This window comes from Rhodopirellula sp. UH5, from assembly GCF_056839225.1.
The window spans coordinates 3,996,075-4,015,409 of record NZ_CM166390.1; the positions used below are offsets into that span (position 1 = coordinate 3,996,075).

At 57.2% G+C, this 19,335-nt stretch carries 16 protein-coding genes; 8 read left to right on the top strand and 8 right to left on the bottom strand.

The window, feature by feature from the left end; translation table 11 throughout:
• Positions 1-99 precede the first annotated feature (99 nt).
• Positions 100-909, top strand: a complete 810-nt coding sequence (locus tag UH5x_RS14335) for a D-mannonate oxidoreductase (protein ID WP_482632785.1) — start codon at positions 100-102, stop codon at positions 907-909.
• A gap of 197 nt (positions 910-1,106) precedes the next feature.
• Positions 1,107-2,183 carry a sugar kinase gene (locus UH5x_RS14340; RefSeq protein WP_047815873.1) on the top strand — a complete coding sequence of 359 codons (1,077 nt, stop codon included), beginning with the start codon at positions 1,107-1,109 and terminating at the stop codon, positions 2,181-2,183.
• 635 nt (positions 2,184-2,818) lie between these two features.
• Here the strand turns inward: UH5x_RS14340 and UH5x_RS14345 are convergent.
• Positions 2,819-3,157, bottom strand: coding sequence for a DUF4430 domain-containing protein (locus tag UH5x_RS14345; protein WP_482632786.1), 339 nt, complete (start codon positions 3,155-3,157; stop codon positions 2,819-2,821).
• A 370-nt stretch (positions 3,158-3,527) separates the two neighbouring features.
• Here UH5x_RS14345 and aroH point away from each other — a divergent pair, with 370 nt between their 5' ends.
• Genes aroH through UH5x_RS14375 form a run of 6 tightly spaced genes read left to right on the top strand, consistent with a single transcriptional unit; the run spans position 3,528 to position 8,762 of the window.
• Positions 3,528-3,953: a chorismate mutase gene (gene aroH / locus UH5x_RS14350; protein ID WP_047815875.1), complete on the top strand. Its 426-nt coding sequence runs from the start codon at positions 3,528-3,530 to the stop codon at positions 3,951-3,953.
• A 4-nt stretch (positions 3,954-3,957) separates the two neighbouring features.
• Positions 3,958-4,941 carry a hypothetical protein gene (locus UH5x_RS14355; protein WP_173442701.1) on the top strand — a complete coding sequence of 328 codons (984 nt, stop codon included), beginning with the start codon at positions 3,958-3,960 and terminating at the stop codon, positions 4,939-4,941.
• Positions 4,942-4,945: 4 nt separating this feature from the next.
• On the top strand, positions 4,946-6,751 hold the full coding sequence (locus tag UH5x_RS14360) for a sigma-54-dependent Fis family transcriptional regulator (RefSeq protein WP_047815876.1): 1,806 nt from the start codon (positions 4,946-4,948) through the stop codon (positions 6,749-6,751).
• Entirely contained in the window at positions 6,748-7,188 is a 441-nt protein-coding gene (locus UH5x_RS14365; RefSeq protein WP_047815877.1) for a tellurite resistance TerB family protein, read from the top strand. The genes UH5x_RS14360 and UH5x_RS14365 overlap by 4 nt, the downstream gene beginning before the upstream one ends.
• Positions 7,185-7,841 carry a phosphopantothenoylcysteine decarboxylase domain-containing protein gene (locus UH5x_RS14370; protein ID WP_482632787.1) on the top strand — a complete coding sequence of 219 codons (657 nt, stop codon included), beginning with the start codon at positions 7,185-7,187 and terminating at the stop codon, positions 7,839-7,841. Before UH5x_RS14365 ends, UH5x_RS14370 begins: the two co-directional genes overlap by 4 nt.
• A 6-nt stretch (positions 7,842-7,847) precedes the next feature.
• Positions 7,848-8,762, top strand: coding sequence for a dihydroorotate dehydrogenase (locus UH5x_RS14375; protein ID WP_482632788.1), 915 nt, complete (start codon positions 7,848-7,850; stop codon positions 8,760-8,762).
• A gap of 320 nt (positions 8,763-9,082) precedes the next feature.
• Here UH5x_RS14375 and UH5x_RS14380 read toward each other — a convergent pair whose 3' ends face one another.
• From UH5x_RS14380 to UH5x_RS14410, 7 genes are all read right to left on the bottom strand, one after another.
• Entirely contained in the window at positions 9,083-10,174 is a 1,092-nt protein-coding gene (locus tag UH5x_RS14380; protein WP_482632789.1) for a DUF1349 domain-containing protein, read from the bottom strand.
• Between the two features lie 132 nt (positions 10,175-10,306).
• A complete protein-coding gene (locus UH5x_RS14385; RefSeq protein ID WP_482632790.1) occupies positions 10,307-10,471 on the bottom strand; it encodes a hypothetical protein in 165 nt (54 codons plus the stop codon).
• A gap of 75 nt (positions 10,472-10,546) precedes the next feature.
• Complete coding sequence (locus UH5x_RS14390) at positions 10,547-11,986, bottom strand: hypothetical protein (RefSeq protein ID WP_482632791.1); 1,440 nt, start codon at positions 11,984-11,986, stop codon at positions 10,547-10,549.
• 311 nt (positions 11,987-12,297) lie between these two features.
• Complete coding sequence (locus UH5x_RS14395; protein WP_482632792.1) at positions 12,298-15,186, bottom strand: BatD family protein; 2,889 nt, start codon at positions 15,184-15,186, stop codon at positions 12,298-12,300.
• 8 nt (positions 15,187-15,194) lie between these two features.
• A complete protein-coding gene (locus tag UH5x_RS14400; protein WP_482632793.1) occupies positions 15,195-17,264 on the bottom strand; it encodes a vWA domain-containing protein in 2,070 nt (689 codons plus the stop codon).
• Positions 17,261-18,334, bottom strand: coding sequence for a vWA domain-containing protein (locus UH5x_RS14405; RefSeq protein ID WP_482632794.1), 1,074 nt, complete (start codon positions 18,332-18,334; stop codon positions 17,261-17,263). The genes UH5x_RS14400 and UH5x_RS14405 overlap by 4 nt, the downstream gene beginning before the upstream one ends.
• A complete protein-coding gene (locus UH5x_RS14410) occupies positions 18,331-19,335 on the bottom strand; it encodes a hypothetical protein (protein ID WP_482632795.1) in 1,005 nt (334 codons plus the stop codon). The genes UH5x_RS14405 and UH5x_RS14410 overlap by 4 nt, the downstream gene beginning before the upstream one ends.

Sequence of the window (19,335 nt, forward strand, 5' to 3'; positions counted from 1 at the left end):
AGAGCCCGCCCTCCATAGACCATGCGTCGTTCGATTGGCAAAACTTCCCTGTTTCGCGTGCTGTTCTCTGCGTCGCGTTGCGAGTAAAGTACCGCCACTATGAATACTCTTTTTGAATTGAACGATGATGTCGCGGTCGTGATCGGCGGCACAGGCGAGCTCGGCGGCCACATGGCCCAGGCACTCGGATCGGCCGGGGCTCGCACCGCCGTCTTGGGACGCAACGCGGAACGCGGCGAAGGGAAAGTCAAAGCGATCACCGCGGGCGGTGGCGAAGCCAAATTCTTCGCCGTCGACGGGATGCAGGCGGACTCCTTGGCCGAAGCTCGCGACGCGATCACGGCTTGGGCCGGAACGCCCACGATCCTGGTCAACGCCGCGGGCGGGAACCATCCCGACGCGACGATTCCACCCGGCGGCGATGTCTGCGGCTTGCCTCGCGAAGCGTGGCAACACGTGTTCGACCTGAACCTGGTTGGCGGAGCTTTGTTGCCCAGCCAAGTGTTCGCGCCCGCGATGATCGAAGCCGGCGTCGGCAGCATCATCAACATCGCCTCGATGTCGGGCATCATCCCACTGTCACGCGTCGTGGCTTACTCGGCCGCCAAAGCCGCGGTGATCAACCTGACCTTGTGGCTGGCTCGCGAATGGGCAACCACCGGCGTTCGAGTCAACGCGATCAGCCCCGGTTTCTTCCCCGCCGAACAAAACCGCAAACTGCTCTACAACGACGACGGCTCTTACACCGAACGTGGTGGCCAAATCATCGGCCACACCCCGATGGCTCGCTTTGGAAAACCGGAAGAACTCGCCGGCGCTGCCATCTGGCTGGCTTCGCGAAAAGCGTCCTCGTTTGTCACCGGTCAGAACATTGCCATCGACGGCGGATTCGCATCCGTCACGATCTAAACACCCATGCAGAAGTAAACATGTGAACCAAGACTTGTTCCCAGGCTCCTGCCTGGGAACACACTGCTCTGGAGGCTCCGCCTCCTGTTCCGATCCCGGCAGGCCCAGCCTGCGGTGCAGTGCATTCCCAGGCCAGAGCCTGAGAACCAGTGGTTCAAGCCCATTCCCGATTCCCCCTTCCACATCCGCACTGTCCCATGATTGAACTACGTAGCGACGCCAAATACGCCATGGTCATTCCCACCAGCATGGGAATTCGCCTCACGCCAGTGGACCACCAACCGTTCCACTGCAGCGACACGTTCAAGATGCAGGCCACCAGCGCTGAATCCAACGTCGGCAGCATCTCTTCGTTCCTGGGATTGCCCGTCAAAGTCTTGACCGCGTTTGTCAAAGACAGCCCCGTCGCCCGGTTCATCAAAGATGACTTGGCCGGCCGTCACATGGACTACGAAGGTCCTGAATTCGTTCAAGACAACCCTTGGGGCGTGCGTCACCAAATCAACATGGCCGACAGCGGCTGGGGTTCGCGTGGACCTCGCGTGCAAAACGACCGTGCCGGTGAAGTTGGCCGACAACTGAACGTCAAAGACTTCGACCTCGATCGCATCTTCGGTACTGAAGGCGCCAAGATCGTTCACCTGTCCGGCTTGATCGCTGCACTCTCGGAAGAGACCAGCGAATTCTGCCTGGAGATCGCTCGTGCGGCCAAGAAACATGGCTCGCGAATTTCATTCGACCTGAACCACCGTGCTTCGTTCTGGAAAGGTCGCGAAGAAAAACTGGCGGCTCAGTTCAAAGAGATCGCCAGCCTGTCCGACATCCTGATCGGCAACGAAGAAGACTTCCAACTTTGCTTGGGTGTCGAAGGCCCTGAAGCCGGCGGCAGTGACATCACCGCGAAGATCGATGGCTTCAAAGAAATGATCAATCGCGTCAAAAAGGAATACGCCGACACAACGCTGTTCGCAACCACGCTGCGTGAAGTCGAGAGCGCCAACCTGCATCACTGGGGCGCGATCGTTTCACACGGCACCGAGTTCGCTGTCATCGAGCCTCGCGAAATCGGCGTGATCGATCGCATCGGCGGCGGCGACGGATTCGTCGGCGGCCTGCTCTACGGCGTGCTCCAAGGCTGGGACGCCGAGAAGAGCTCGCAGTTCGGCTGGGCCACCGGTGCTTTGACCGCAACGCTCTACACCGACTACGGCCAACCTGCCGACGAAGACCAAGTCTGGAGCATCTGGAAGGGCAACGCCCGCGTCCAACGCTGATCGTCGCAGGGTGCATCGACAACCTCTTCCTCAGAGGTTGTGCAGTTTTGAAGTGCAGTGCTTGCAATGCCTCAAGACCCCCGCCCGTTGCAGAGGTCGTGCAGTTTTGAAGTGCTGTGCCAGGAACGCCTTGAGAACCCCGCCCGCGCAGCGGGAGGGGTCGGAAACCGAGCGTTCAGCGAGATTTCCGGGGGAGGGCATTCCGAGTCACTTCCCATGCTCGGCCCTCACCCTCGCGTACGCCTGAACGGCGTCGCTCGACCTAGTATATCGCTCTCCCCAAACTTCGTTTCAGGAGAGGTGCGCCGCGTGAAAACCCGCCAAAATGCAGCACCAGAAAACGGCACGACCTCCGGGAGGGTCGAGCGAAGCGAGGAGAGGGTCCAGCATCGGATCCAGTCGCGTAACTCGCCCCGGCAGGGGCCGGCATTGTTAGCTCGGGGTGGAAGCCCCGAGAACGAGGATGAAGATCAGGATGCCGCCCCGGCGGGGGCCGTCGTCGATGATGCGGCGGGAAGTGAAGTGACCTGGTGAGTCCTGCCCGATCAACACCTGGAAGCTGGACAGACGGGCCCAACGAAGCGTTCAGCCACATTCGGGTGATGGGGCTCAACAGACAGCCTTTCAAACACCGATCACTCTTGATCTGCAGTCGCCTCTTCGAAGGTCGTGTACTTCCACACGATCTTGGTCGGCGGATTCAGTTCCATCGTGCCGATCCCCTTCGTCGCGAACTCACCGTCAACGGTGTAGGTCCATCCCCGCGTTGCGTTGGTGGCGATTCCTTCGATGGAGTTGACGAAGGCGGTCGTGCCTTCGCCGCCGATTTCCATCTTGGGAGAACTCAGATTGCGCATCAGAGTCTCCAAGGTCGATCCTGCCGCGACGTTGTCCACGACATAAGACTTGGTCGTTTCATCGTCGATCACAAAGTCGAACGTGACCTCACCCGTCGGAGCGTAATCTTCGATCACGGGGGGCTCGACCGTGGCGGTCGAGCCGCCGCACCCAGCGACACTCAACAAAACGGCCCCCCAGAGAACGCCGAACAGCGAACCGAAACGCCTGCGACTTGGGGTCGCAAACAAGTGTCCTGGTGCGTTGAGAGACTTCCGTGCCGGTTTTGAAAACACGATGTTTGCCTGTGAAACGTGGTGGCGAGCGAACCTCGCGAAATGGTTTTTCACAACTTACCGTGAAAACACGCCTTCAGTGAGCCAAACTGGGTGGCGTTTCACGGGATTCTCGCGGTTTGATGAACTCAACCCCAGTAGTCGCAAATTGAGATTGCGACTATGGTAAGCGGAACAAAGAGGCTCGTCTCAAAACAGGATTTGCAACGAAATGACCATGTGCCGGGGAGTTCGCGGGGCCACCACCGTCGAGCAGGATGACCGCAAAGAGATTCTCAAAGCAACGACTCAGTTGCTGGCGCTCATGATTCGCCGCAACGAGATTGATTCCACCGACTTGGCCAGCGCGACGTTCACGGTCACCAAGGATTTGCACAGCGAATTCCCTGCTCTCGCGGCTCGCCAGCTCGGGTGGCTCGAAGTTCCGTTGCTGTGCGGGTACGAAGTCTCCGTGGAAGGCTCTCTGCCACGTTGCATTCGCGTTCTGCTCCATTGGAACACGACCAAGTCGCAGTCCGAGATCCAGCACGTCTACATTCGTGACGCGGTGAAGCTGCGGCCGGACCTGTCGAAGGTTCCTGCAGTCGACGTCGAGGAATTGGAGCGATGGATCGCGGAACACCTCAAAGAGGACTGACCCCGTGAAATTGCAGTGGATCCCGTCCACCACCCTCAGCCTCTTGCGAATGGTCCAGTGGGTCAGTCGACAACGCGAATTGAAAGATGCATCGCTACAGAAAGCGATCCAGCCCGCGGTCCAGTCCGTCTCGACTCGGTTGATCAACGCATCAATCGACCCTGCGGTGATCTGGGAATACCTGATCGATGAAGTCATCGCCCAGGACAGCGATGTGGATCTGTCGCCCGCTCTGTGCGAGATCGCACTGATTCGCGGCGGGCACTCCGACCTGCAATCCGACCAAACGGCGATCGCGATCCACCGTAGCCTGGAAACATGCCGGCGAGCCATCACGACACGTTCACCTCGCTTGGCGGATCAACTGCGTCTTCGCTACGCTCCCCTCAAACAGGCCTACGAATCCTACGGCCCCGGATTGATTCGCTCGGTCGGCAAAGCCATTTGGAACGGCAACCCTCCAACCGATTGGTGGCCTTCTCGGGTCAGCGTTCATGCTGTGCAACCGATCGCCAACGGTGCCGCGGGCGCCAGCACTCAACAAGCCAGTGTGTGGATCGAAGCTGTTCTGACCGACATGGATCCGGATGTCCCCGAGTGGCTGCGATTGGTTTACCAGCTCAGTTGCATGGCGATCAGCTCGCACACACGAACACACAACAGCAGCAGCGGCACACGATCCAGCAGTGACACCGCCACCGGCGACACCAGCGGATCATCGGAACTGCCATGGACGACCGCCATCACGCCGTTGATTTTATCCAAGGCCGCCGATGCGGGAATGATTCCAAGCAATGGCTTTGCACTGACCAAAGCGTTGTCGATGTGGCATCCCGACCTTCCCTCGTCCAAGGCCCCTGTGGTCGAGCGATGGTGGAACGAGGTGGGGCTGACCAACCAACCGACGCCCATTGCCTTGAAACAACTTGCGGCCGCATTGTCCGCACACGACTCTTCCGATCCATCCACCAACTTTCATACGGCTTGAATTGATGGTCGCTTACCTCGCCATCCAAGGCGGCAACGAAAAGGGAACCCAATTCCCTTTGGATCCGGAACGCCCCATGCACATCGGCCGTGCTGCGGGTTGCGAAATCATGTTGACCGATCCCAACAGCAGTCGCTTTCACGCAGTCATCTATTTCGAAGATCACAACTGGCAACTACGGGACACCGAGAGCCGCAACGGAACACTCGTCAACGGAAAAAAAGTCAGCACCGCTCGACTGAACAATGACACGCAAGTCGTCATCGGAAAAACGGTCATGCAAATGATCAATCTGGACGAAGACTCGCTCAACGAAGATGCACTGTCGCAAACCGTTTACGAAGAACTCGAGTCCTACCGAACCCGGCAACCCGATCGCGTTCGAGAACCAGGGCAACTGGTCGATCATCCGGACGACCTGCTGGACCTGTATCAGCTCAGCCTTTCGTTGCTGGGTGGCAAACGCGCCGACGAAGTCATCAACACGACGCTTGAATTGTTACTCGATCGCACCGCGTCCGAAACGGTGACGTTCGTCGCCGACCAGGGCGATGGACGCTGGAAGATCCGCCGGCAATTCCCTAAAGATTCGCAACCGATCAAACTGGACCGCGGTCGCCTGCGTCATGTCAGCAAGGAGCAAAAACCCTACGTCAGCGACCATCCCAAGGACAACGGGAAATCGGGCCAAGACGCTTGCATGATGGTCCCCATTCTGGATGGCGAAACCGCACTCGGTGTGCTGGTCCTGCATCGCAGCGGCGCGGTTTACGACGAACGCTTGTTCGATCTGACCGTGGGCGCCGGCAGCCTGCTGACCAAAGGAATCGCCCAGTCAACGCTGACGGAAAACCTGCGTCTGGAAAACCAACGCATCGCCGATCGCAACGCGGACCAAGGCGAACTGATCGGCAGCAGCAAATCCATGTTGCGACTCAAAGAAAGAATCTCACGGGTCGGTGCCGCCAACGGTTCCGTGTTGATCCGAGGTGAAAGTGGCTCGGGCAAAGAACTGGTCGCTCGCGCCGTTCATCGATCTTCGACGCGAACCGATCGCCCCATGTTGACCGTCAACTGCGCCGCGATTCCGCGCGACCTACTAGAGAGCCAACTGTTCGGTCATAAAAAGGGATCGTTCACAGGCGCCGACAACGATCACGACGGTCTGTTTCAACAAGCCAACGAGGGCACGCTGTTCCTGGACGAAATTGGCGAGTTGAGTTTGGAAGGACAAGCCAAACTGCTGCGGATCTTGGAAGGTCACCCGTTCCTTCCCGTCGGAGCCACCAAGCAAGTCAGCGTCGATGTTCGCGTGATCGCCGCCACCAACCGAGACCTGACCGAGTTCGTTCGCGACGGCCGTTTTCGCGAAGACCTTTACTATCGTCTCAGCGTGTTCGAATTGGCGGTGCCACCGCTTCGCGAACGGGGCGAAGACATCGACATCTTGATCGATCACTTCCTGGATCACTTCCTCCGCCAACACGGTCGCCCCAAATTGTCGCTGGGCGATGCCGCTCGCCAACGCATGCGAAGCTACGCCTGGCCGGGCAACGTTCGCCAACTCCGCAATGTGATCGACAGTGCGGTGGTGATGGCCGACGAACCCATGATCCAAGAAGACGATCTCGGCCTTCGGGACGCAGGCCTGACGCAGATCGATACCCTGCGAATCGATGTCTGGGAAAAACGCTTGATCGAAAAAGCACTCAATCGTTGCGATGGCAGTGTCCCCGAAGCGGCCAAATTGCTCGGCATCAGCCGCGCAACCGCTTACCGCAAGATCACGGAATACGAGATCGAACGATGAGCGAACCATCGCCTTCCCAGGACCCCATGAAATCGAAATCCGCGGAGGAGGTGGTCTCCGACCACGAGCGGATTTCTGCTCAACGCAAACAACACCTGCACAACCTGGTGGTGATGGCGTTTGCCGACGGATCGCTCAGCCACCGCGAAGTTCACTTGGTTGCCACGCGTTGCGAAGAACTTGGCTTGCATGAATCCGAGCTCGAAGCCGCTTTGGCGTTTGGCATCAGCGACAGCGCCAAACTGCAACTGCCCACTGAGCCCGAGGTGTGTGAATCCACGTTGAAAGACTTGATCCGCATGATGGCCGCCGATGGCCAATTTGTCGAAGCCGAAAAGAGATTGTTCGCCTTGGCAGCTGCCAAGATGGGACTGACCGGGCAACGACTGCAAACCTTGATTCAATCCGTTCAGCTCGAATTGGGCCGCCCCACGTGACAGACGCTTTCACCTCCCCCCGTCGTCGCATCTTGATCACATCTGGACCGACTCGGCAGTACCTCGATCCGGTTCGTTACCTCACCAACGCGTCGAGCGGACGCATGGGTGCGGCGCTCGCTGGTGCCGCGCTGGCCCTCGGGCACGAAGTGGTCATGGTCTCGGGACCGGTGTTGGTCGACTATCCCGAGGGTGTCGAACTGATCAACGTGCTGACCACACAAGAAATGCTTCAAGCCGCCGGCGAAGCCTTCCAAAACTGCGACGGTGCCATCGGTGCGGCCGCCCCCTGTGACTACATGCCCCGCCACGTCTCGACGCAAAAGCTCTCCAAAACGGGAGAGCCCCTGCAGTTGGAATTGATCGAAACCCCCGACGTGATCGCCACCCTCGGCCAAAGCAAACGCGCGGACCAATGGGTGGTCGGTTTCGCGTTGGAAACCGATGACCGCCGCTTTCGTGCCACCGTCAAACTGGAACGCAAACTTTGCGATCTGATGGTCAGCAATGGACCGGAAGCGATCAACTCCAGCGAAAATCAAGTCGAACTGCTGGATCCGTCCGGCGTCGTGATCGAACACATTCGCGGCACCAAAGAACACGTCGCCGAGCGACTCCTTCACCAAATTCATCACCGTCTGCTTTCTTCCTGATCCCTCATGACCACCACGCAAACTGACCTGCAAACCACCCTCGGTCGCCTGACGCTTCCCAATCCAATCTTGGTGGCCTCCGGAACGTTTGGCTACGCGCGAGAAATGGAAGGCATCGTTGACCTGACTCGTCTCGGTGGGATCCTGCCCAAAACCATCACCGCTGAACCACGCGTCGGAAACGCACCGTGGCGGACCGTGGAAACGTCGGCCGGTTTGCTCAACGCGATCGGGCTCGACAACGACGGTGTGGACGCCTTCCTCGAACACCATCTTCCGTACTTGGCTGGCCTCGGAACGCCTATCATCGTCAGCGTTGCCGGGCGAACGGTCGAGGACTTCACCGAACTCGCTCGCCGTGTCGGCCAGTGCAATGGCGTGTCGGCGATTGAACTGAATTTGTCCTGCCCCAACGTCAGCGGCGGGATCGACTTCGGCACCAATGCCGATTCTTGCCGCGAAGTCGTCGCCTCCGCCCGCAATGCCTGCGACGTTCCGATCCTGGCCAAGCTCACACCCAATGTGACTCGCATCGCTGACATCGCTCAAGGCGCAGCCGACGGAGGCGCCGATGCCGTTTGCTTGATCAACACCGTCCTCGGCATGGCCGTCGACTGGAAAAAACGTCGCCCCATCCTTGGCAACGGCATGGGCGGGCTCAGCGGTCCCGCCATCAAACCGATCGCGTTGCGGTGCGTGCATCAAGTCCGCCAAGCCGTCGACATTCCGATCATCGGTATTGGTGGTGTCGCCAACATCGACGACGTGATGCAGTTCCTTGTCACGGGCGCCTCCGCCGTGCAAATCGGCACCGCCAACTACTACGACCCCACGGTCTCCATGCGGCTGATCGACCAACTCCCCGCCGCCCTCACCGAACTCAACGCCACCACCCTCGCCGAAGTCATCGGCACTCTCTAAAAGGTGTCAGGTACCTTTTTGGCAAAGTAGGTAAAACACTTGCCACCGCAAGAACCAGGCTAAAAACCGACTTTCATTCGATCAGGGCGAAGGAAACAACGGGACAAATCGATCTGGCTGGACTCGATTGAGACGAAACCGCCCCCGGCCAAACTACCCATTCTTCCAAAAAGGTACCTGACACGAATGGCACGAACTTTAGAAGATTCCTTCATTTGCTAGCACTACATGTGGCAAGGACACGCCTCGAACATCCCCTATCTAGTGATAGCAAATCGCTTCGTTTGCTTATGCCCGTGCCATTCGTACCTGACACCTTTTTAATCGGCACGTTGAAGGGTGAGCAAAATGTGCCCGTCGTTCTCGAGCGTTTCCAACTTCTCCGGTGCGGGGGTGCCCGGTGGCAGTGACAGGCACAGGATCAGTTGGTCATCGTCAATCGAATAGTTGCCGTTGACCGGTTCTTTGGCCCCCACGGTCAGAGACGACATCGTGAAACCTTTCGGTTCGGAATCGACGTTCAACGAATAGTCGACTTCGGTGAGTTCACTCTGGATCACAAACGAGACGTTGCCGCCATCGAAGTTGAACTCCGTGATCGGACCTTCGGCCAAATCTTCGCCATTCACTTTTGTTGACACCACATCCCATGCACCGGCAAGCTCCAGGCGTTGCAGATAGACGGGGTCCTGTCGTTCGTCAGGTGTCAATTCACGAATTTGAAAGAAGTCGAACTGAGCCTCGATTTCACCGGCTTCCATGGGACCGTTGCACGCAACGAGTCCCACCTGCTGCGGGCTGCCATCGCCCCACACCGCTTCGCCCAAGACTTCAAACTTCTTGCCGTCCGTGCTGTAAGCCCGCTCGTAGACATTCCCACGTTTAATCAACCGGAACCAAATGCGATCCACGGGTTGGAACTTCGGATCCGTGTCGACCAAGCGAAAAGTGTCCTTCTCTCGCATATGTTTGATACCAGGCTGGCTCCCATTCGATTCCAAGTCGAACTTCAGATAGTTGTCATCGTCGTCGTAAATCAACAATCCAGCTTGCTGGTATTTCATGGTCGGACGAAAGGAATCAATGCAAGTCATGACCACAAAATCGCCGTCGCCTTGCGTTGGGTTGGCAATCAAGAAAAGGTTCTTCGTCAGTGGCGTTCGACGCCTCCGGACGTCACCACCAATCGCTCCCAAATGCGTTGTCAACGTGAGCTTGCCAGGATGGCTGCTGAGCGAAACAAGATCAGGATCAGGCCGAACCGGATTCCACTTTGGACTCACCTTGCCATCAAATTCATCGACGAACAGCGATTTGGGTTCATCGGCAAACAAGCGAGAACTGACGACCGCCAAACTCAAAGCAAGCGAGGCAACAACGACGCCCCGAAAACGAAAACGCTCGGACAACATTCTGATCACCCCGCCTACAAGGAAACAAAATCGTTTCCTTCAGTGTACCGAACCCACCCCAGCATTGCCCGCCGAGTGAAATCAGGATGCGATCACGGCAACGACCGGGGCAACTCACCGGGCGGGCGAGCATCAGTTCGATGTATTTTGCAGCCCAGGCTCCTCCGAGTCCGCCATCGACTTCACTGGATCGAGGAACTCCTTCAATTGATCCATCGTCGACAACTTTTCCGGATCGAAAAACGGCGTCTCAGAAAGCGGCTTCTCGGTCTCCACCGCAAACACGTGATCCAGCAATCGGTGTATTCCATGAGGTGGACCGGAGTCCCATGCTCGTAGCTCGACGAAGTCACCTCAGCGCGGCTCACATAGCTAGGTAGCCAAATGCCCTCCTTTTCGATCCATCGAAACTTCGACGCCACATTTCTCAAGTTTTTCCCATTTTGCATGTGAAGGATTGCGGAGCGGCTTGATGGCATTTCGTGAACTTCGCTGCAACCGAGTCCTGCGAGTCAAACTTGAAATCGCACCGCCAGCCGATTCGTTTGACTGCTTCATGTAGATGCCAACATCGAACTCTTGGATCGCTTCGTTATTGACGATGAGTGCTTCCAAAAAGCTAGCACCCTGCATCGAAGAACTCTCGGGCTGTTCAACTCGATCTTCGGCAAGAAGCGAAGCGAAATAATCAACCCCACGATCCGAACGGATCACCCAATTGATTTTCCGTTCCGCTTCAGCGATGTCTTCCAGTTTCTCTTCAGGAAACTTGAGCGAAATCCTCGCCGCATGTTTCCCAATTGATTTCATTGATAACTCAACTGGCCAATCGTCAATTGCGGCATCAACGATTGCTAAATTGTCACTCTCGTCCGAGCGATCTGAGAAAAGGATCATCGCACTCGCTCTTGCGAACCCTTCTCCGTCGGGAACAAACTGAATCGCATGCGGCACAACCTTCACTGCCGCATCCTTCACGATATTGATGTAGGCGTTTACCTTCTGTTTTGTAACAGCGTCCGTGACGAAGACGGCACCGCCAATTCCTTCATCTGGAACGTTTCCAGGTGGAATCGCAAACTCAAGTTCGATCCCCTTGTCTTCCACCGGCTTGATCGTCGCCAGAACGCCTGACATGGATTCACTCATGGAAACCGTCAGATTCTCCGGGCGGACCGGATCACTGATCACCAACGGCATCGAAAACGTTCCTTCCTCTTCCCCCGCTTCTCGCAGCGACACGAAGTGCCTTGATTGCGGAAGAGCCAATACGCCAGTCAGTTCGCAACTCAGCGTGATCTGCAACAACTGCTTGCCGTTGAAACTGTCTCCAAACCGTATGAATTGAGAGTACGACGTTGACTTCGGAGAGGACGGTGTCTCAAAGGTCACCTCCATTTCCATATCCGCCCCCATCTCCACCGTTGAGTCGGTTGCAACAACCCTGAGGCGACCGGAAGAAGACTCTGCTTCACCGAGACGCAATTGGTACCCGAGAGTATTCGCGATCTTGATGTTGAAGGTTCGCTTTTCCCCGACTTTCAGCTTGCCGAAATGCACCATCGCTCGGACATTGTCCGCTTGCACCTCGAACATGTCGCCGCGCACTTGAACCGGGTCCTCAGCCGCATTCGTTTCAGCAGTTATGAAGATGCTCAATGCAACAAAAATCAAAAGGCCGGCATGTTGCAACGGCATTGGTTTGGCTTTTGTCGTTCGTGGAACGACCAATTGAATAGCGGGAAGCATCTGTACTCTGCTGGCAAAAGTCGCTGGGTGATTTTTCTTCCATTCAAAACTAGCGGTACACACAACTCATACAAGGTTCAGCAAAATCCAATCGCATCAAAATGCAGTCAATGTCATCCAATGCACCTGCAACCATTCTCTTGCGGCATCCCCCCCCCTTTAAAAGGTGGAACATTAACGAAGAGCTTGGGGGCGTGGCTTGCGATCGCTTGAACAGCCCAAGTGTCCAGCGCAATTCATGGGCTCGCGATAGGGAAACGGCACTTTTCTCAAATCAAATCGGACAAGTCATTGATGCCTCTTTGTGAAAGCGCAACGATGCAAGTTCATCGAAAGAGGCCGGCCTCTTTGACCGTCCCCGAACCACAATCCTCTCACGTGCTCTCAACGGTGTCCGCAGGAACCCAGCCTGTCGCGGACGGGGTGCGAACGAGGACCCAATCGCCTCGTGATTGAGCAATCTCGACGGCCCGACCATCCGCCTCGCTCCACTCCACGAGAGCTGGGAAGGACTCCGCATCGCCGGTCCGAACGGTGACCTGATCGACGACAATGTAACCGGTGGATTCTTTCGAAACCCCGGAGGTTGCCAGCCACCACATGACTCCGCCCAACACAGCCAGCACCGCGAAAAAGGACGCGGCCGAACGTGCCATGCGGCGTGTTTCGGGTGCCAATGTTCGGAGCCGAAGCAAGATCAAAATGGCCCAGAAGACCAACGCGAAACCGACAACGCTCCACCGCAGATGACTCGACCCCCAATGGCGGAACAGCAACGGTGCAATCGCTCGCTGTGCTTCCTGCTTCCATGACTCATCGAGATCGCTTGACTCGTTGGCTTGACCTCGAGCCAACCACAAACGGGTGCGAATCGAATCGTTTTCCGGATCCCACTTCAGTGCTCGTTCGTAGGCCACAATCGCTCTTCCAATTTGGCCGGACTGCAGACAAGCGTTGCCCAAGTTCGCATACAACTGCGGGTTCTCAACTCCGGCATCAACCAGCGTTTGATAGCGAGTGGCTGCCAAAGCAAATTCCTCCTTGGCCGCCGCCTGCCCCGAGTCGACCTTGCTGGCCGAGTCCTTCTTGGGTGCGGCATCGGATTCAGACTGTTCGAGCCTCTGCATCCCGCGTTCGTAAGCCTGGTTGGCCTCTTGGAACAGCACCGACATGGATGCCTGATCCAGTGTCATGCCTTCCACCGATTCGCTTGCCAAGGCGCTGCCCGCCAACGCGAAAGACCATCCCGCCAGCACCCACGCCAAAATCCTTGCAACACTTTGCGACTGCAAAGCGGAAATTGGTTTCGCCTGGAACTTTCGCGACGGACGCTGTTGCTGCCGAAAGCTTTCCAACTGCTCGATCAATGCCACACCACGCGAACGCACTTCCCCGATCGTGGTTGTCAACTCCGAAGGGATGGCGGTCTCTTCCCGCTGGCAATGATCCAAGAAGGATTCCACTTCCGCGGCCAATCCATACTCACCCGCTGCTCGCACTCCACCGACCCCAGACAACCAACTCGAGGATTCGTCATCGCTTCCAAACTGTCGGTGCAAATACATCGCCATGGCCTGCCCAATCGCGAATTCGTCATCCGCTTGTTCCATTGCGAGCACAGCTTTTTGGGCGGGTGACTTCCACTCAGGCAACCAAGTCATCCAGCGGCCGCGACTCTGCCAAACAACCAAACCAAGCCAAACCAAACCCGGCCACACGGTCAGCAACCACCAAGTCGAAAGTGCTTTCCGGACCGGAACATTCTCAAGAGCATCCGAGGACGTGTGAATTCCCCAGAGCGAATCCGCCCAGGAATCCTTCGCGTCCTGACCGCCCTGCCCTGCCCCGTTCGAGGAGTCTTGATCATCCGAACGATCACCATTGGAAACGATGGAATTCAACTGGAGCGTTTCCGAAGCTCGCACTTGCAGCGGAATTGGTTTGCTTCGGACAACTTCGAACGATTCCGTTTCTGGGTTGAAGAAATGAAACTCGATCGGCGGAATCTCTGTCACACCTTCGTGCTTGGGACGAATCGTCGGAGCAAACACCTTCATGTTGTCTTGAACAAATCCAGGCAACGGTTGGTCGGAGACTTTGAAATCAGCCGTCAACTCTGGCAGCGTCGACAACTTGGGACATCGCACCAAATCCATGGGGCCATCGCCGGTGATGCCAATCTTGAGTTTGACGGGGTCGCCGGCTTCGACCGCCTGCGGCGTGGCCTGAGTGACAATCGTGTACTTGCCGACCGCGCCGTTGTACCCAGCGGGGCGTCCCTCGCTCGGAATGGGACGAACTTCGATCGAGTCAATCTCCGCCTCAGCTCGAATCGGACGCGACTTCCGAACCGCCAGTCGCTCTCGTCCCACCGTAGAGCGAAAAAAATCATCATCAAACATTTGCGAGAAACGAGATCCCATGCCAAACGGATCTCGCCGGGCCACCGGCCCGATTTCAGTGGGATAGTTGACGACAACTTCGACGCCGCCAGCGTCCACTTCCCCTGGTTTCTTGGGATAGATCTCCGCGTCGATCTCATACAAGTAGTACTCCCGTGACTCACCACTTTCATCCTCTCGCAGAACCGATCGGCCACCGGGGCGTTGATTTCTCGCTGCCATTTCCTCCATCGCTTTGGTGAATTCCCCCCATTCCGTTTGGGAAGAAATCATCGACCACATGTCACCTTCGGAGAGCGTCGCCTCTTGCTCGACGAGGCGATAAGGACGCAGCCAAATCTTCAACGTCAACGGAATCGGTTCGCCGACATACACGTGTGACTTGTCACCTTCGACTTCAACGAACAACAGGTCACCGGTATCGCTCACCGTCGCCACGAACGTCATGGGTTCCGTTTGAAACACCTCCCCGTCCGCTCGAATACCCAAGGATGGGATCTCGAACGATCCCGCTACCTTCGGCGTCACCCGGTACAGAAACGTCACGCTCTGCTTTTGAATCATCTGTCCATTGATGACGGTGACCTGCCGACTTTGTTGAGGCACACCCTCGCGAACGATCTCCACGCCATCGATCTGCGGCAGTTCCGGAAGTTCATACTTCTCTGCATTTTCAATCCGAACCTGCAACGTCAACGCGGCCCCAACATAAGCCTCCTTGGACGACAGCTTTGCAGAAACATTGGCCGCCTGGGTTTCGCCGACACAGACGAACACCCCGCAGAAAACCAATGCGACCAGCAGTTGGCATTTCAGATTCACCAAACGCCCCTTCAAGTTCGCCGTTGTTTTGGATGGCATGATCGACCTCACCAATCTCTTTCCACTGGAATCTGACGCGATCGTTCTCGCTGTTCTTTTCCGAATCGCCGCAACATGTCACGGTCACGAACGGCTTGCAGCATTTTGAGAGCCTCCTCGCGTGTCATGGATTGCAACATGTCCTGCTGAGCCATTGCCCCCGCCTGCCCGTCTTGGCCCTCGGTCTCGCCCGAGTCCTGTGACTGAGATTGCAACTGGCCCTCTGGAGCCTCCCCGCTGGACTCATCCGCAGGCTGTTCCCCCTCGTCCGAACCGTCTGATGGATCCGAACCGTTTTGCTGTGTCCCCTCTTCCGATCCTTCCTTTGCGTCCTCGCCGCCCTGTTGTTCGCCATCCTGCTGTTCGCCGTCAGAAGAAGACTGCGAATCATCTCCCTGCGATTCGCCACCATCGTTCTCGGATTCACTTTCGTTCTGGTCCCCCGAGGCCGATTGGTCTTCTCCGTTTTGATCCTGCTGTTCTTCGGAGGAATCATCTTCCGAAGGCTTGGATTCATCCTCCGAAGACTGGTCTTCGGACTGCGCGGACTGATCTTCCTGCTGCTGTTCCATTTCCTGCTTCAGCCGAAGTGCCAACTCCAGATTGGTACGAGCCCGCCGGACCACGTCACGGGTTGATTCATTGCTTGACGCATTGCCATCCGCATCCGACCGCGCCACCTGGATCGCCGATCGAAAGCTCTCAATCGCAGCGAGCAGTGACTCTTTCGCACCGGCCGGTTCCGTTTGCATTCCCGCGATGGCACGCGTGTACTGACAATTGCCGAGGTTGTACCGAGCCCGCAGTGCCAGCGATGTGTCCGGCGAAGTCGCCGTTTCAACAAAGTGCTCCTCCGCGGCCTCGAGCTCACCTGATTCGTACAGCGTTACACCGGCGCTGAATTGCTCGCGGCCAGCTCGATCGACGACCGATGTCCATTCAGCGGATGAACCCAGGCCATCCTGAGCATGAACCGGCGCCACGCCGCTCAGCGTCCAAAGCAAAAAAACCAAGACCGCATTCGAAGCGTGACGCGACACGGGCACCGACCGCGTGGAAGGCCACCCGCGGAGCAACACATCCAATCCAAACAACACCATGGCAGGAATCAAGAACCACTGAAAACGAGGGATGTAAGTGTTGATCTTCGCCGTTTGCAAATCCGTTTCATCCACGTTCTCGATGTACCCATGCACGACGTCGGACATATCCACACGCTTGGTTCCCGCGGGGATGTAAGCCCCATCGGATTGCGTGGCGACCTCCTTCAAAATGGCTCCGTTCATTTTCGAAATCACCGTTTGCCCTTTGTGCTTCACATAGCGACCGCTCTGCCGGTTCGGCAACTCAGGGTCCACGTCAGGAATCCGCGAGCCTTCGGTCATGTCGCCCAACCCGATCGTAAAAATGCGAATGCCCTGCTCTTCGTAGGCCCGTTTCGCTTCCGCCACCGGATCGCTTTCTTGGTCCTCGCCATCGGTCAAAATCACCATCGCTTTGTGGTCGGTGGTTTTATCCAAAAACGCATCGGACGCGACTCGAATGGCATCGCCCAATCGCGACCCACCACGACGCACCGAATGCATGCCAACGGATTCCAACGTCTGCTTGAAATCCTCCACATGACGAGTCAACGGCAAGGTCTGCCGAGTCTCGCCGGCAAACACGACCAAACCCACTCGGTCGCCGGGCATCTCATCGACCATGTCTTTGATCTGCTGCTTGGCTCTTTCCAACCGGTTCGGTGAAACATCTTCCGCCAACATGCTGCGAGAGACATCCAGCACGAACACCGCTTCGATGCCGCGTTGAGGAACTTCTTCCCACGCTTTCCCCCATCGCAAATCGGACATCGCGACGACAAGCATCGCTAAAGAACCGAACACGCAGACCGCGCGCAATGGCCGGTTCCACCTCGATGGATTGACCGACGAGTTCACCAGACTCGTCCCCAGGAATCGCCGCCAAGCGATCCGCCGCATGACGCCAGCGTAGACCATCACCAACGCGACGCCGAGAACGACCATCAACCACGCAAGCGCCTCTGGGTTGCCCCATTGAATTTCCGACGTGTTCACACCAACTCCTTGAGCCACAGGTGTTCCAGCAATGACCGAACGATCAAGACCACCAACGCCATCGCGATCACCGGTGGAATCGTGACCGTTCCCCAATGCCAAGATTGAACCGCCAGTTCTCGATAGCTGACGTATTGATGTGTTTCAACCTCCGTCTTTTCCAGCTGGTCAATCTCACGATAAATCGCATCCAGCGAGTCCGTGTCGGTGGCCCGGAAATACTTGCCCTCGGTGAGTTCCGCCACCTTTCGCAACGTCTCCTCATCAATGTTCACCTCCATGTAACGCAGCCGCTGGCGACCGGTAAACGGATCCCGAACCGGCACAGGGGCCTTGCCCTTCGTCCCCACACCAATTGCGTAGATCTTGATGCCCATCGTCTCGGCAAGCTCCGCGGCTTGAACCGGATCGAGTTGCCCCGCCGTGTTCTCGCCATCGGTCAACAAGATCAAGATCTTGCTCTTCACCTTGCGTTTTTGGCGGGCGTCCAACGCATTCAACTTCTCAACGGACAGGGCAATCGCATCCCCGATTGCGGTCCCGTCCTCGTCTCTGCGATTGACGATTTGAGTTTGGTTCAGCCGTGACACGACGAACGAATGATCCAGCGTCGGCGGTGTCTCCGCGTCGGCATAAGCCGCGAACGTGATCAGGCCAACCAAGTCACTGAAGCGACCCTCGAGGTCCTCGCCACCGGTGATAAACTTGCTAGCCACGTTCTTCACCGCGGTCAAACGATCCACGGGCTCACCGTCGATCTCAAAGTCCATCGCTTGCATGCTGCCACTGCGGTCGATCACCATTTCAATCGCGATCCCTTCGGTTTCCGAAACCGTTTGCTCACGGCCCTCACGAGGGCGTGCCAAAGCAACGACCAGCAACGCATAAGCAATCAACGTGAGCGCCTTGGGCAACCACATCCAACGCTGGCGCAAACTTGGCGGAAGCTCATCCACCGCGGCAAGCGAACTGAACGGGACAGCGGCAACACCTCGACGACGCCACATCCACCACGCCATCAGCGGAAGCAACGCCAGCAACCAAAATGCATGAGGCCATGCAAAGTTCATGCATTCGCCTCCTGAGAGAATCGGGCTTGCAACGTTTCCAACTGGTCCATCCAGTCATTCGCCCGATCCAACCAAGCCTCCACTTCCGCGGAGTTCGTTGAGATCCCGGCGAAAGCAACTTCGTCTGCTCGGGTGAGCATCGCCTGCAAGTTCTCTGAGATCGCTGGTTCTGTTTCCTGCAACCACCCCAAGGCGTCTTCTGATGTGACCGCCGATTCGCGTCCCATCATCGAACCAATCCAGTCGCGAAAAATGCTTGACAGCTGACGGCTGCAATCGTCCGCGGAGAGCTTTTGTTTTTGCCACTGCGTCCGCAGGTCCGTCAAGCGTCGCCGAGCCCAAACCGCGTCCGAGATCCCCCGGCGAGTTCGCATTCGAAGCAGCACAACTGCTCCCGCGATCAACAGCCCGACCAACCCAACCACCGCGGTGGGCACCCACGAACCCGAAGGAGTCGTCTCGGCCGGCAACGAGATGGCTTCGGCGATCGGTTCCGGTTTCATTGGGTCCGCGGATTCGGTGAGCACGCTTCGCACGTCGATCACAATGGGCTGCGTTGCGAGCGAGCCAGCCTGCTCCCAGTCGATGCCGATTTGCTCCGATTGATTTTCGGATTGTCGCGGCAGGGTTTGAACCTCGACGCTGGGGATTTCGACCTCACCTGCTTGCAAGCTTTCCAGCGTCAACCGCACCCACCATCGACGTGAATCGATGCCCGCTGCACTCGCGTGGGGCAAATCCTCTCGGATCTCTTTGGCGATGATCTCCCAGTCGCCCAGTGTTTCATTGAACTCAGGCAGCACGACTTGCAAATCGCCTGGCACGACGACTTCCAATTCCACTTCCAACGGTTCCGCGACCAACGTTTCTGAGTCGGAGACGCGAAAACGGATTTCAATCGGGCCATCCGATTGACGCTGAACGATCGCATCCGCCTTCCCAGACGACGCAATGACAACGCTGAACAGAATGGCGGCCCAGGCTCCGAAAGTTCGTTTCAC